This is a genomic window from Streptomyces mayonensis (genome assembly GCF_018982965.1).
Classification (GTDB): Bacteria; Actinomycetota; Actinomycetes; order Streptomycetales; family Streptomycetaceae; genus Streptomyces; species Streptomyces mayonensis.
Genome location: NZ_JACBYP010000042.1, coordinates 22,589 through 36,753, shown reverse-complemented (window position 1 = coordinate 36,753; position 14,165 = coordinate 22,589). Strand labels below are relative to the sequence as shown.

The following is a 14,165-nucleotide window of genomic DNA, read 5'->3' as shown; positions in this document are numbered from 1 at the left end:
GGCGCCCGCAGGAGTCTGGAGGGGCTGTCAGTCCAGGTAGCCCCTCAGCTGGTCCGCGTAGGCGTGGTCGCGGAGTTTGTTGAGGGTCTTGGACTCGATCTGGCGGATGCGTTCCCGGGTGACGCCGAAGAGACGGCCTATCTCCTCCAGGGTGCGGGGGCGGCCGTCGACCAGGCCGTAGCGGAGCTGGACGACCTTGCGCTCGCGTTCGCCGAGGGTGGACAGGACCGCCTCCAGGTGCTGGCGCAGCAGCAGGAACGCGGCCGACTCGACGGGGCTGGCGGCGTCGCCGTCCTCTATCAGGTCGCCGAGGGCCACCTCGTCCTCCTCGCCGACCGGGGCGTGCAGCGACACCGGCTCCTGGGCCAGGCGCAGCACCTCGCCGACGCGCTCGGCGGGCAGGTCCAGGTGGGCGGCGACCTCCTGCGGGGTCGGCTCGTAGCCGCGTTCCTGGAGCATGCGGCGCTGGACGCGGACGACCCGGTTGATCAGCTCCACGACGTGGACGGGGACCCGGATGGTGCGGGCCTGGTCGGCCAGGGCACGGGACATGGCCTGGCGGATCCACCAGGTGGCGTAGGTGGAGAACTTGTAGCCCCGGGCGTAGTCGAACTTCTCCACGGCCCGGATCAGTCCCAGGTTTCCCTCCTGGACCAGGTCGAGCATGGTCAGTCCGCGTCCGACGTACCGCTTGGCCACCGACACCACGAGCCGCAGGTTCGCCTCGATCAGGCGCCGCTTGGCGACGCGCCCCATGACGACGAGCCGGTCCAGGTCCAGTGCCAGCCGCTCGTCGGGGCCGGGGGTGCACCGCAGCTTCTCCTCGGCGAACAGCCCGGCCTCCACGCGCCGCGCGAGGTCGACCTCCTCGGCCGCGGTGAGCAGGGGGATCCGGCCGATCTCGCGCAGGTACTGGCGGAACAGGTCGGAGGAGGGCCCGCCGGACTCCGTGCGGGTGGGCGGCGGCGGTTCGGCGGGCTCGGAGGCCGCGCGGGTGTGGGCCGCACGGCCGGGGCGGTGCGCGGCCGGCGCGGCACCGGGCTGCGCGGGCATCGCGGCGAGCAGGCCGCGCTCCGCGTCCGGCTCCGCGCCGCCGGTACTGGTGTCGGACTGGGTGAGCGTCTGGGTCTGCACGGGGGCGACCTCCAGGAGGGACGCGGCCGGCGGGGGGCCGGCGGCGGTACTTCGGGGGAGGAGCCGGCTCGCTCGCCGCTGTCCGCCCCGTACGCGGTGAACGCGGCCACGGGGATCGACACCCGCCGGGGCGGAGTCGGCCGCGCTCCTAGGACTCGGGCACCGCCCCCAGTGTGGAGTACGACACAACGCCGCCACGAGAGGCGTGCGGTGACTTTTTGCGTCCGGGCCGTGACCGGGTGGTTACCCCCGTTCGACGGCGGGCGTGCTCAGAGAGCGTCCGGTCCCTGTTCCTGCAGTGCCCGGTCGTACCGCTGGAGGATCATCAGCTCGTTCTGGGTCGCGGCCGCCTGGGCGGCGTCGCCGTACTGACGGGCCAGCGCGCTCTGCAGGTCGCGGATGCGGCGCTGGACGGCGCGGCGGCGGACGGTGACCAGCTGGGCGCCGGCGTAGACGTCGTCGACGTCCTTCACGCCGCGGTGCAGCAGGATCGCCTCGACCGCCAGCTCGGTGACCGTGGCGCGGACCGCGTCGTCGGGGGCGGCCTCGCGGACCCGGACCAGGTAGTCCTGCGGGTCCTGGACGCCGAACTCGGCGCCGCCCGCCTCCAGGATCGCCTCGCGCACGGCGGCGTAGGGCGGGGCGGTGAACTCGTCGACGCCGTACGCGTCGAAGGCCGGGGAGACCAGCTCGGGGCGCTGGAGGGCGAGCTTGAGGAGTTCGCGTTCGGTGGCGAAGACCGGGTTGCGGAGGTTGAGGGCGGGGCCCCGGGGGACGGGCCGTGCGGGGCCGGCCTGCTGCTGCGGGGCGGCGCCGCGCTGCCGCTGGTCCGGGGCGGGGCCCTTGCCGCCGCGGTCGCGGGCCCAGCGGGCCAGCTGGGCGATCCGCTTGACCACGAACTGGGTGTCGAGGATGCCGAGCATCCCGGCGAGCTGCACGGCGACCTCGTGCTGGGCGCCGCTGTTCTTGATGCGGGCGACGACCGGGGCGGCCTCGTCCAGGGCGGCGGCACGGCCGGCGGGGGTGTCCAGGTCGTAGCGGGAGACGATCTGGCGCAGCGCGAACTCGAAGAGCGGGGTGCGCGGCTCGACCAGGTCGGCGACCGCGTCGTCGCCCTTGGCCAGGCGCAGGTCGCAGGGGTCCATGCCGTCGGGGGCGATGGCGATGTAGGTCTCGGCGGCGAACTTCTGGTCGTCCTCGAAGGCGCGCAGGGCCGCCTTCTGGCCGGCCGCGTCGCCGTCGAAGGTGAAGATCACGCGGGCCGAGCCGTTGTCCATGAGGAGCCGGCGCAGGATCTTGATGTGGTCGCCGCCGAAAGAGGTGCCGCAGGTGGCGATGGCGGTGGTGACCCCGGCGAGGTGGCAGGCCATGACGTCCGTGTAGCCCTCGACGACCACGGCGCGGGACGCCTTCGCGATGTCCTTCTTCGCGAGGTCGATGCCGTACAGCACCTGGGACTTCTTGTAGATCGCCGTCTCGGGGGTGTTCAGGTACTTCGGGCCGTTGTCCGCCTCGTAGAGCTTGCGGGCACCGAAGCCGACGACGTCGCCGCCGATGTCGCGGATGGGCCACATCAGCCGGCCGCGGAAGCGGTCGATGGGCCCGCGGCGGCCTTCCTGGGAGAGGCCGGAGAGCAGCAGTTCCTTGTCGCTGAAGCCCTTGCCGCGCAGGAAGCGGGTGAGGTGGTCCCAGCCCTGGGGGCTGTACCCGACGCCGAAGTGCAGGGCGGCGGCCTGGTCGAAGCCGCGCTCGGCGAGGAAGGCGCGGCCGGTCTCCGCCTCGGGGCCGGTCGCCAGCTGCTCCGCGTACCACTGGGCGGCGATCTTGTGGGCCTCGACGAGGCGGATGCGCTCGCCGCGCTGGTGGGTCGGGTTGTACCCGCCCTCCTCGTAGCGCAGGGTGATGCCGGCCTGGCCGGCCAGGCGCTCGACCGCCTCGGAGAAGGTGAGGTGGTCGATCTTCATCACGAACGTGATGGTGTCGCCGCCCTCCTGGCAGCCGAAGCAGTGGAAGAACCCCTTGCTCGGACTGACCTGGAAGGACGGCGACTTCTCGTCGTGGAAGGGGCACAGGCCCTTCAGGTTGCCGCCGCCGGCGTTGCGCAGCTGGAGGTACTCCGAGACGACGGCGTCGATCGGGACCGCGTCCCGTACCGCCTTCACGTCCTCGTCGTTGATCCGTCCTGCCACGCGTGAAGTCTACGGCGACCGGCCGGCAGCTATGCGACCAGGCTTTCCAGCGGGACGTGCGGGTCGGCCAGCGCGTCCGTGTCCACCTGGCACTTCGAGCGGATCAGCTGCTGGACCGGCTCCGTGACGTCCCACACGTTGACGTTCATCCCGGCCAGTACCCGGCCCTCCTTCACCCAGAAGGCGACGAACTCGCGCTTGGCCGCGTCCCCGCGGATCACCACCTGGTCGTACGACCCGGCCGGCGCCCAGCCGGAGTACTCCATGCCCAGGTCGTACTGGTCGGTGAAGAAGTAGGGCACGCGGTCGTGGGCGAGGCCCTTGCCGAGCATCGCGCGGGCGGCGGCCGGACCGCCGTTCAGGGCGTTGGCCCAGTGCTCCACGCGCAGGCTGGCGTCGAACAGGGCGTGGTGGAAGGAGGCGACGTCACCGGCCGCGTAGACGTCGGGGTCGGAGGTGCGCAGGTGGTCGTCGACGACGATGCCGCCGCCGGCCGCGCGGTCGGCGATCTCGAGGCCTGCCGCCTGGGCGAGTGCGGTGCGCGGGGCGGCGCCGATCGCCGCGAGGACGTCGTGCGCCGGGTGCTCCTCGCCGTCGTCGGTGCGGGCGGCCAGCACCACGCCGTCCTGGCCGACGATCTCGGTCAGCCGGACGCCGAAGCGGAAGCGGACCCCGTGTGCCTCGTGCAGTTCGGCGAAGACGGCGCCCAGCTCGGGGCCGAGGACGCCGTGCAGCGGGGTCGGCCCCGGCTCGACGACGGTGACCTCCGCCCCGTACTCGCGGGCCGCCGCCGCGACCTCCAGGCCGATCCAGCCCGCGCCGGCGATCACGAGGTGGCCGTTGTCCCGGCCGAGGGTGGCGAGGACGCCCTTGAGGCGCTCGGCGTGGGCGAGGCGGCGCAGGTGGTGGACGCCGGCCAGGCCGGTGCCGGGGACGTCGAGCCGGCGGGGCTCGGCGCCGGTCGCGATGAGCAGCTTGTCGTACCTGACATGGGTGCCGTCGTCGCCGTAGTGGACCGTCTTCGCGGCGCGGTCGATCGCGACGACGGTCTGGCCGAGGTGCAGCTCGATGTCGTGCCGCGCGTACCAGGCGGGCTCGTGCACGAAGACGCTGTCGCGGTCCTCCTTGCCGAGGAGGTAGCCCTTCGACAGGGGCGGGCGCTCGTAGGGGTGGTCGCGTTCGTCGCAGACCAGGATCACCCGGCCGGTGAATCCCTCCGTGCGGAGTGTCTCGGCCGCCTTCGCGCCCGCCAGGCCGCCTCCGACGATGACGAATGTCTGATCCGCGTCGACCACTTGTTTGCCTCCTCGTCAGGGTGCCGCCACATGCGAGCGTCCCGCACGCGGCGTGGTGCGGGAAGGGGGAGTGACCCGATCGGGCTCGATCAGGCCACGGGGTGCGGCCTTCCGGGGGTCGTTCCCGGTGGCCGTACCGGGGGGGGCAGTTCCCGGTAGCGGTACCGGTGGCCGTCCCCGGTGGCCGGCCGTCCCCCGGGGGCGGTTCCGGGATACGGCCGGGGCTCGCCCGTCCCACCGGAGTACGGGCGGAGTACGGGCGGGTCGCCCGCCGGTTCCGCCGCCAGTGTCATGGATGCCCCGTCAGGCGCGCGTGAAGCGAGCGGGCCGAGGCGTCGGTGAGGGAGGCTATCTGGTCGACGACCACCCGTTTGCGGGCCCGGTCGTCGGCCGCCGCGTCGAACAGCGCGCGGAACTGGGGGTCGAGCCCGTCCGGCGCGCGGGCGGTGAGCGCCTCGGCCAGTTCGGCGACGACGATCCGCTGGTCGGCGCGGAGCCGCTCCTGCTCGGTGCGCTGCATGACGTAGCGCACGGCGACCGCCTTGAGGACGGCGCACTCCGCGCGGGTGGCGCGGGGGACGACCAGCTCGGCGGCGTACCGGGTGAGCCGCCCGCCGCCGTACCCGGCCCGGGTGGCGGTCTCGGCGGCGAGGCAGAAGCGGCCGATGAGCTGGCTGGTGGCGTCCTTCAGCCGGGCCTGGGCGACGGCCGATCCGTCGTAGCCGTGCGGCCACCAGTCCTGGGCGAGGAGCCGGTCGAGCGCGGCGGCCAGCTCGGCGTGGTCGGTGCCGTCCGGGACGTACCGGCCGACGGCGATCTCGAAGACGGCCTCGCGCTCGGGGTCGGCGAGCAGGCAGTTCGGGTCGATGTGGCCGGCGTGCAGGCCGTCCTCCAGGTCGTGCACGGAGTACGCCACGTCGTCGGCCCAGTCCATCACCTGGGCCTCGAAGCAGGTGCGGGCACCGGGGGCGCCCTCGCGGAGCCACGCGAAGACCGGCCGGTCGTCGTCGTACACGCCGAACTTGCGCGAGTCGGGAGCCGCGGGGTGGGCGCCCCTGGGCCAGGGGTACTTGGTGGCGGCGTCGAGGGTGGCGCGGGTGAGGTTGAGGCCGACCGGGCCGTCCTCGGTGAACCGCTTGGGTTCGATGCGGGTCAGCAGCCGCAGCGACTGGGCGTTGCCCTCGAAGCCGCCGCAGTCCTCGGCGAAGGCGTTGAGCGCCTGCTCGCCGTTGTGCCCGAAGGGCGGGTGACCCAGGTCGTGGGCGAGGCAGGCCGCCTCGACGAGGTCCGGGTCGCACCCGAGGGCGGCACCCAGCTCGCGGCCGACCTGGGCGCACTCCAGGGAGTGCGTGAGGCGGGTGCGGGGGCTGGCGTCCCACACCGGGCTGCCCTCCCCCGGCGCGACGACCTGCGTCTTCCCGGCGAGGCGGCGCAGCGCGGCGGAGTGCAGGATGCGGGCGCGGTCGCGCTGGAAGGCGGTGCGGCCGGGGCGTTTGTCGGGCTCGGGGGCGTAGCGGGCCGCTGACGCGGGGTCGTACGGGGGTAGGGGTGCGGTGCCTTCCATGACAGGAACAGTACGGGGAAGGTGTGACGGTCGCGGCCCCGCTACCCGACCGCCACCGTACGGCGCGCGGGGGCGCCGCCCGTCTTCAGCGCCTCGTCGTAGCGGTGCAGGAGCAGGCGGGCCATGGCCGGGTGGGTGCCGAGCGGCGCGGAGACGATCCAGGGGGCGGCGGCCGCGCACTCCGTGGCGAAGCGGCCCGGGGCGGTGAAGCAGGAGGCGACGGCGACGCGGCGGTGGCCCCGGGCCGTCAGGGCGCGGACCGCCTCGGGGACCGTCGGGGCGGCGGCCGAGGCGTACGCGGGGAGGACCGGGACGCCGAGGCGGGCGGCGAGGAGCGCTGCCGTACGGGCCGTGTCCGTGCGGGAGGCGAGGGCGCGGGAGCCGGCGGAGGCGAGGACGACGGCGTGTTCCGGACCCGCGCCGACGGGCCAGCCGGCCTCCAGGAGGCGGGCGTGGAGGGCGTCCACCAGCAGGGGGTGCGGGCCAAGCGGGGCGGCGACGCGGGTGCGGGCCGGGGAGGCCCCGGCCATCTCCGGGATGTCGCGTGCGACGTGGTGGCCGCGGCTGAGCAGGAGCGGGGCGAGGACCGCCGCGCCGTCCCCGAGCGCGGTCAGGGTGTCGGGGAGGAGTGGGGCGTTCAGCTCGATGTGGCCGAGGCGCACCGGCAGGGCGGGGCGCAGGGCGCGGACCCGCCCGAGGAGGGCCCGTACGGTGCTCAGTGCGCGCGGGTCGCGGCTGCCGTGGGCGACGACGACCAGGGCGGGGGCGGTAGGGGGCCGCACCGTGCCGGCCGGGTGGACCGGATGCGGCGTGCCCGCTCCCGTACCCGCCGCCGTCCTCGTCGTACTGCCCGTCCTCGTCGTACTGCCCGTCCGTGCCGTCGCCGTCATGCGTACCGTCATGCGTCGAGGGTGGCCGCCGGACGTTGCCTCCCCGTTGCGCGGGCGTCACGGAGGTTTACGGCCGGTTCACACGGCTCCCCGGCACCCGGTGAACCGGACGGCCCGCTCCGGCGTCCCTGGTGGCAGGAACCGACCGGGGAGGGAACCGTCCGATGCGCCGTCCGGGACTTCGCAGGCCGATGCGCCGTCCGAGACTCCGCAGACCGCGCCTGCCACGCACCCGCGCGGGGCGGCGGAGGCTGCTCCAGGCGGTCGTGGCGGTGTGCGTGCTGGCCCTGCTGCCCGCGGCGTGGCTGCGCCTGGTCACCGACGACCGGCTGCGTACCGTCGCCGACGTGCCGCGCACCGAGGTCGCGGTCGTCTTCGGCGCCGGGCTGTGGGACGGGGAGCCGTCGCCGTACCTCGCGCACCGGCTGGACGCGGCGGCCGAGCTGTACCGGGCGGGGCGGATCGAGGTCGTGCTCGTGAGCGGGGACAACAGCCGCGAGGAGTACGACGAGCCGGACGCCATGCGCACCTACCTCGTCCGCCATGGTGTGCCCGGCGGGCGGATCGTCAGCGACTACGCGGGCTTCGACACCTGGGACTCCTGCGTCCGCGCGAAGAAGATCTTCGGCGTCGACCGGGCCGTGCTGATCAGCCAGGGCTTCCACATCCGGCGGGCAGTCGCGCTGTGCCAGGAGGCGGGGGTGGCGTCGTACGGCGTCGGGGTCGCCGACAAGCACGACGTGACCTGGTACTACGGGGGCACGCGGGAGATCCTCGCGGCGGGCAAGGCGGCACTGGACGCGTTCTTCGAGCCGGACCCGCGCTTCCTCGGGCCGAGGGAACCGGGGGTGGAACGGGCCCTCGCCGGTGCGCGGTGAGGCGGCCCTCACGGCGACGGGACCACGGCGGGGAGGGCGCCGTCCCGGCGGTGTAACAGGGCGCCGCCCGGCCGCGTAACACGGAAGCCGCAGGCTGGCGGCATGCAGAACACCGGCATCAGGCAGGACCCCGGCGGCCCGCGGCCCGCACTCGGCGCCTCCACCGACCCCGGCCCGCGGGCCGCCCCCGGCGCCTCCACCGCGACCCCCACCCACTGCCCGTACTGCGCCCTGCAGTGCGGGATGAACCTGACGCCCGTCGGCGGCGGGACCGTCGCGGTGTCCGAGCGGGCGGACTTCCCGGTGAACCGGGGCGCGCTGTGCGGCAAGGGACGGACGGCGCCGGAGGTGCTCGCGTCGGGGGCGCGGCTGACCTCGCCGCTGGTGCGGTCGGACGACGGCACGCTGGTACCGGCCGGGTGGGACGAGGCGCTGGACCGGATCGCCCGGAACCTGCTCCTGACCCGGACGGAGTACGGCGCGGACGCACTCGGGGTGTTCGGCGGAGGCGGGCTGACCAACGAGAAGGCGTACGCGCTGGGCAAGTTCGCCCGGGTGGTGCTCGGCACCTCGCAGATCGACTACAACGGGCGGTTCTGCATGTCGTCGGCGGCGGCGGCCGGGACGCGGGCCTTCGGGCTCGACCGGGGGCTGCCGTTCCCGCTGGAGGACGTCCCGAGGACCGGCTGCGTGATCCTCGTCGGGTCGAACCCGGCCGAGACGATGCCGCCGTCCCTGCGCTACTTCACCGAACTGCGTGAGAACGGCGGCACGTTGATCGTCGTCGACCCGCGCCGGACGCGGACCGCCGAGCAGGCCGACCTGCACCTCGCGCCCCGGCCCGGCACCGACCTGGCGCTCGCGCTGGGCCTGCTGCACCTGGTGGTGGCCGAGGGCCGGGTCGACGAGGCCTACGTCGAGGAGCGCACGTCCGGCTGGGAGGAGGCGCGGGCGGCCGCGATGGCCCACTGGCCGGAGTACGTGGAGCGGATCACCGGCGTGTCGGTGCCCGAACTGCGGGAGGCCGTACGGCTGTTCTGCACGCCGGAGGCGGCGATGGTGCTGACCGCGCGCGGGCCCGAGCAGCAGGCCAAGGGCACGGACACGGTGGGCGCGTGGATCAACCTGTGCCTGGCGACCGGGCGGGCCGGGCGCCCCCGGTCGGGGTACGGCTGCCTGACCGGGCAGGGCAACGGCCAGGGCGGGCGCGAACACGGGCAGAAGGCCGACCAGTTGCCGGGCTACCGCAGGCTGACCGACCCGGCGGCGCGGCGGCACGTCGCCGGGGTGTGGGGCGTGGACCCGGACTCGCTGCCGGGCCCCGGGCGCAGCGCGTACGAACTCCTCGACGCGCTGGGCACGGACATCAGGTCCCTGCTGGTGATGGGCTCCAACCCGGTCGTGTCCGCGCCGCGCGCCGCGCACGTCGAGGGGCGGCTGCGGTCGCTGGACTTCCTCGCCGTGTGCGACGTGGTGCTCTCGGAGACGGCGGCGCTGGCGGACGTCGTCCTGCCGGTGACGCAGTGGGCGGAGGAGACGGGGACCACGACCAGCCTGGAGGGGCGGGTGCTGCTGCGGCGGCGCGCGATCACGCCGCCGGACGGGGTGCGCGGCGACCTGGAGGTGCTGCACGGGCTGGCGGTCCGGCTCGGTGTGGAGCGGGGCTTCCCGACCGATCCCGAGGAGGTGTTCGAGGAGCTGCGGCGGGCGAGCGCGGGCGGCCCGGCGGACTACTCGGGCATCGACTACCGGCGGCTGGCGGAGGAGGACGGCGTGTTCTGGCCGTGCCCGGCGCCGGGTGACGAGGACGCCGTGCCGCACCCGGGCACCCCGCGCCTGTTCCTCGACCGCTTCGCCACCGACGACGGCCGGGCCCGCTTCGTGCCCGTCGCGCACCGCCCGAGCGCCGAGGAGCCGGACGCGGAGTACCCGGTGCTGCTGACCACGGGACGGGTCGTGGCGCAGTACCAGTCCGGGGCGCAGACCCGGCGCGTGGCCGAGCTGAACGCCGCCGCGCCCGGCCCCTTCGTCCAGCTGCACCCGCGGCTGGCGGCGCGGCTCGGGGCGGCCGAGGGCGACCCGCTGGCCGTCGTGTCCCGGCGGGGGCGGGCGGTGGCGCCGGCGCGCATCACCGCCGGCATCCGGCCCGACACCGTGTTCATGCCCTTCCACTGGCCGGGCGAGGGCCGTGCCAACACCCTCACCAACCCGGCGCTCGACCCGACTTCACGGATGCCGGAGTTCAAGGTGTGCGCGGTGCGCGTGGAGACGGTGCCGCGGTAGCCGGGGGCGGCGGCCAGGGGCGGCGGCCGGGAGGGTCATCCTCTCCCCTCATGATCTCCACGCCGGCGCTATGGACTTGTCATGTCCGGGGCCTTTGAATCCGAGTCAGCATCAGAGCCCCCACACACGCCCCCACACGGCCCCAAGCGCCGTACGCGCGAACGCGCCCGTCCCGAGGAGATCGATGAGCCGAATACGGCACGTCAGAGGTTCCCGTCTCGCCCTGGCCGGCACGGCCGCCACCACCGCGGCCCTCCTGGTCGCCGCCCTCGCCGTCCTCACCCCCGGCGCCACCGCGGCCGACCGGCCGGCCCCCTCCCGCGCCGCCGCCCTGGACCACGCGGCGGCCGCCCTGCTGGAGCACGCCGACGCCCTGGACCTGACGGACGGGCAGGACACCGAGGCCCGCGACGTCGTCCTCGACGAGGACGGCACCCAGCACGTCCGCTACGACCGCACCTACCGCGGACTCCCGGTGCTGGGCGGCGACTTCGTCGTCCACCTCGCCCCCGACGGCGACTTCCGCGACGCCGACCGGGCGACCGGGACCCCGCTCGCCCTCCCCACCGTCACCCCGAAGCTGTCCGCGCCCAGGGCCGCCGACCTGGCCGCGGACGCCCTGCGCGCCGCCAACCCGGGCCGGCTCCTGAAGAGGCTCACGGCCAACTCGGAGCTGGTCGTCGACGCCCTGCACGGCACGCCGAAGCTGGCCTGGCGGACCGACGCGGCGGCACTCGACCCCCACGGCAACCCGGTCGCCCGCACCGTGCTCACCGACGCGGGCACGGGCACCCGGATCGACGCCTGGGACACCGTCGAGTCGGTGTCGGGCGACGGCGAGTCGCTGTACGGCGGCACGGTGCCGCTGGAGACGACGCAGGCGGGCTCGACGTACCGGCTCGAGGACGCGACGCGCGGCGGCACGTACACGGGCGACGCGGAGAACCGGACCGACCTGTGCATCCTCACCCTCTGCCTGGTGCGGGCGCCCGCGACGCAGTTCACCGACGCCGACAACCACTGGGGCACGGGCGGCGCGGACGACCGCGCCTCGGCCGCGGTGGACGCGCAGTACGGCACCGACGCCACCTGGGACTACTACGAGGACGTCCACGGGCGCAGCGGCATCGCGGGCGACGGCAAGGGCTCGTACAACCGCGTGCACTACGGCAACGAGTACAACAACGCCTTCTGGGACGACAGTTGCTTCTGCATGACGTACGGCGACGGTGACGGGACGACCTTCGGACCGCTGGTCTCGCTGGACGTCGCCGCGCACGAGATGTCGCACGGGGTGACGTCGAAGACGGCGGCGCTGGCGTACTCCGGTGAGTCCGGCGGCCTGAACGAGGCGACCTCCGACGTCTTCGGCACGCTGGTGGAGTGGCACGCGGACAACTCCGCCGACCCCGGGGACTACCTGATCGGCGAGAAGGTCGTCCGGGACGGCTTCGGCCGCGACGCGCTGCGCTACATGGACAGGCCGAGCAGGGACGGCGCCTCGGCCGACTGCTGGGACACCTCGCTGGGCGACCTGGACGTCCACTACTCCTCCGGCGTCGCCAACCACTTCGCCTACCTGCTGGCCGAGGGCAGCGGTGCGCGGACCGTGGGCGGGGTGGCCTACGACTCCCCCACCTGCGACGGCTCCACGGTCTCCGGGATCGGCCGGGACAAGCTCGGCGACATCTGGTACCGGGCGCTGACGGTGTACATGACCTCGTCGACCGACTACGCGGGCGCCCGCACCGCCACGCTGCGCGCGGCCGGTGACCTGTACGGCGCGGACAGCGACGTGTACGAGGCGGTCGGCGCGGCGTGGAGCGCGGTGAACGTGGGCTGACGGCGGGTGCCCCGGTGAGCGCCCCGGTGAGCGTCCCGGGGCTCGCCTACGCTGGCGACGGGACCACGACGTGGTCCCGTCGCAGCAAGGGACGGGAACCGATGAGCCTTCGCCAGTTCGAGTACGCCCTGGCCGTCGCCGAGCACGGCTCGGTGACGGCGGCTGCGGACGTGCTGCACGTCGCCCAGCCGTCGGTGTCCCAGCAGATCCGCGGTCTGGAGCGGGAGCTGGGCGTGGAGTTGTTCTCCCGCACGCCGACCGGTCTGGTGCCCACGGTGGCCGGCCGGGCCTTCCTGGTGGAGGCGGAGATCGCGGTGAAGGCGGCCCGGCGGGCGCGGGCGACCGCGCGGGCCGGCGCCGGGGAACTGGCGGGCGAGCTGCTGGTCGCGGTGCAGATGGGACTGGGCACACGCCAGCTGCCGGGCGCGCTGAACGCCCTGCGCCGCAGCTTCCCGAAGCTGGCGGTCACCGTCTTCGAGGAGCCCGACCCCACCGAACTGGAGCGCCTGGCCCGCGGCGGCGTACTGGACGTCGGGCTGATGGCCGGCCCGTGCGACGAGGGCCTGTACGCCGGTCACCACCTCGGCGACGAGGAGTTCGTCGTGGTGCTCCCGGCCGGACACCCGCAGCTCGCCGCGGACCGGGTCGAGCTGCGGGAACTGGAACGGGAGCCCTGGGTGAGGTTCGGCCACGACAGCGCGCTCGACGGCGTACTGCTGGACGTGCTGCAGGACAACGCGATGGCCCCGGCCACCGTCGCCCGCGTCTCCCAGACGGCGACGGCCGTGCGCTGGGTGACCCACGGACTGGGGGTGACACTCGTACCGGCCTCCGCCGTGCCCCCCGGGCACGAGCACCTCGTCCGCCCGGTCACCCCGGTCGTGTCCCTGCCCGTCGTGGCCGCGCTCCGGCCCGGCGCGGGCCCGGCGGAGCTGGCCCTGCTCGAGTTCCTGCGCCAGGAGACCTGGTACAAGTTCGCTCAGAGCTGGGAGGAGCCGCCATCCACGGTCAGCTCGGCGCCGGTGGTGCAGTCGGCGTCGACGGGGTCCTGAGACCGCCCGGTGATTCCTCTTCTTCGACGCGTTCAGGAATTGCCGTTCGGCATGTTCGGGAATTGTCGTTCGGCATGTTCGAGAATTGCGTTCGGCATGTCAGGGCATTACTGAATTCCCGCGCCCGTCAGCCCCGCGGATATTCCCCGCCGTCCACGGTGATGTTGGTCCCGGTCACCCAGCCGGCCCGGTCGGACAGCAGGAACAGCACCGCGTGGGCGATGTCGTCGGGCCGGCCGTCACGTCCCAGCGGCGGTGTGTCGACCGCCCCCGGCCCCGCGCCGAGCCTCTCCCAGTACTCCCGCGTCTCCTTGCCGCCCGGAGTGGCGGTCCGGCCGGGGCTCACGGCGTTGACCCGCACGCCGGAAGGGGCCAGCGTCCGGGCGAGCCCCCGGCTGTAGCTCTCCAGCGCGGTCTTCGCCGCCTGGTAGTGCAGGAACGGCGGTGCCGGGGGGAGGTACGCGGCCGTGGACACGTGCACGACGGCACCCGAGCCGCGCTCCCGCATGCCCGGCACGAGCAGCGAGTTCAGCCGTACGGCCGCGAGGAGGTTCAGGTCGAGCGCGTCCCGCCACTCCTCGTCGGGGATGACCAGGCCGTCCAGGTGGGGCATGGCCCCGCCCGCGTTGTGGACCAGGAGGTCCACGCCGCCGAGCCTGTCCTGCACGGCGGCGGCGAGGGCTTCCGTCCCGGCCGCCGTCCGCACATCGGCCCGGACGAAGGCGGCCCCTTCCGGTGCCGCGCTCCGCTCCGACCTGGCGGTCGCCACCACCTCGGCCCCCGCGTCGAGCAGCCCCCGGACCACGGCCGCCCCGATCCCGCGGGTGCCACCGGTGACGAGGGCACGCTTCCCTTCGAATTCCCGAATCACCGAACCACCGCCATTGCCGTCGCCATTGCGACCACCATTGCCATTACCACTCACGCAAAACATCTCCCTCTTCCACGCCTGTCTCGTTATCACGCCTTTCTCGGCGAGCTGTTTCACGGTAAATCGGTGAACTCGACGGAGACAAAGACGAAATATGAGCGGCTGC

10 protein-coding genes are annotated in these 14,165 nt (G+C 74.3%); 4 read left to right on the top strand and 6 right to left on the bottom strand.

The features are described from left to right. Positions 1-27 precede the first annotated feature (27 nt). From HZS56_RS18065 to HZS56_RS18045, 5 genes are all read right to left on the bottom strand, one after another. Positions 28-1,134 carry an RNA polymerase sigma factor gene (locus tag HZS56_RS18065; RefSeq protein WP_216721735.1) on the bottom strand — a complete coding sequence of 369 codons (1,107 nt, stop codon included), beginning with the start codon at positions 1,132-1,134 and terminating at the stop codon, positions 28-30. 269 nt (positions 1,135-1,403) lie between these two features. Beyond that, on the bottom strand, positions 1,404-3,323 hold the full coding sequence (gene dnaG / locus HZS56_RS18060) for a DNA primase (protein ID WP_216721734.1): 1,920 nt from the start codon (positions 3,321-3,323) through the stop codon (positions 1,404-1,406). A 29-nt stretch (positions 3,324-3,352) separates the two neighbouring features. Continuing rightward, the gene (locus tag HZS56_RS18055; RefSeq protein ID WP_216721733.1) at positions 3,353-4,618 is read right to left on the bottom strand and encodes an NAD(P)/FAD-dependent oxidoreductase; all 1,266 of its coding nucleotides are present in this window, start codon (positions 4,616-4,618) and stop codon (positions 3,353-3,355) included. Positions 4,619-4,907: 289 nt separating this feature from the next. Further along, positions 4,908-6,182: a deoxyguanosinetriphosphate triphosphohydrolase gene (locus tag HZS56_RS18050; RefSeq protein WP_216721732.1), complete on the bottom strand. Its 1,275-nt coding sequence runs from the start codon at positions 6,180-6,182 to the stop codon at positions 4,908-4,910. A gap of 41 nt (positions 6,183-6,223) precedes the next feature. Beyond that, the gene (locus HZS56_RS18045) at positions 6,224-7,084 is read right to left on the bottom strand and encodes a sirohydrochlorin chelatase (RefSeq protein WP_253914445.1); all 861 of its coding nucleotides are present in this window, start codon (positions 7,082-7,084) and stop codon (positions 6,224-6,226) included. A gap of 179 nt (positions 7,085-7,263) precedes the next feature. Here HZS56_RS18045 and HZS56_RS18040 point away from each other — a divergent pair, with 179 nt between their 5' ends. From HZS56_RS18040 to HZS56_RS18025, 4 genes are all read left to right on the top strand, one after another. Beyond that, a complete protein-coding gene (locus HZS56_RS18040; protein WP_216721731.1) occupies positions 7,264-7,950 on the top strand; it encodes a SanA/YdcF family protein in 687 nt (228 codons plus the stop codon). Positions 7,951-8,052: 102 nt separating this feature from the next. Further along, positions 8,053-10,233 carry a molybdopterin oxidoreductase family protein gene (locus tag HZS56_RS18035; protein ID WP_374201180.1) on the top strand — a complete coding sequence of 727 codons (2,181 nt, stop codon included), beginning with the start codon at positions 8,053-8,055 and terminating at the stop codon, positions 10,231-10,233. A gap of 184 nt (positions 10,234-10,417) precedes the next feature. Next, positions 10,418-12,076 carry a M4 family metallopeptidase gene (locus HZS56_RS18030; protein ID WP_216721730.1) on the top strand — a complete coding sequence of 553 codons (1,659 nt, stop codon included), beginning with the start codon at positions 10,418-10,420 and terminating at the stop codon, positions 12,074-12,076. A gap of 101 nt (positions 12,077-12,177) precedes the next feature. Continuing rightward, positions 12,178-13,128, top strand: a complete 951-nt coding sequence (locus HZS56_RS18025; RefSeq protein WP_216721729.1) for a LysR family transcriptional regulator — start codon at positions 12,178-12,180, stop codon at positions 13,126-13,128. Positions 13,129-13,255: 127 nt separating this feature from the next. Here the strand turns inward: HZS56_RS18025 and HZS56_RS18020 are convergent, their stop codons facing one another. Further along, a complete protein-coding gene (locus HZS56_RS18020; protein WP_216721762.1) occupies positions 13,256-14,062 on the bottom strand; it encodes an oxidoreductase in 807 nt (268 codons plus the stop codon). Positions 14,063-14,165: the final 103 nt, after the last annotated feature.

What these genes read in the sequence shown, in the direction of transcription:
- HZS56_RS18050 (WP_216721732.1), bottom strand. Translation starts at nt 6,182, where the DNA reads ATGGAAGGCACCGCACCCCTACCCCCGTACGACCCCGCGTCAGCGGCC.
- HZS56_RS18045 (WP_253914445.1), bottom strand. Translation starts at nt 7,084, where the DNA reads ATGACGGTACGCATGACGGCGACGGCACGGACGGGCAGTACGACGAGG.
- HZS56_RS18040 (WP_216721731.1), top strand. Translation starts at nt 7,264, where the DNA reads ATGCGCCGTCCGAGACTCCGCAGACCGCGCCTGCCACGCACCCGCGCG.
- HZS56_RS18035 (WP_374201180.1), top strand. Translation starts at nt 8,053, where the DNA reads ATGCAGAACACCGGCATCAGGCAGGACCCCGGCGGCCCGCGGCCCGCA.
- HZS56_RS18030 (WP_216721730.1), top strand. Translation starts at nt 10,418, where the DNA reads ATGAGCCGAATACGGCACGTCAGAGGTTCCCGTCTCGCCCTGGCCGGC.
- HZS56_RS18025 (WP_216721729.1), top strand. Translation starts at nt 12,178, where the DNA reads ATGAGCCTTCGCCAGTTCGAGTACGCCCTGGCCGTCGCCGAGCACGGC.
- HZS56_RS18020 (WP_216721762.1), bottom strand. Translation starts at nt 14,062, where the DNA reads ATGTTTTGCGTGAGTGGTAATGGCAATGGTGGTCGCAATGGCGACGGC.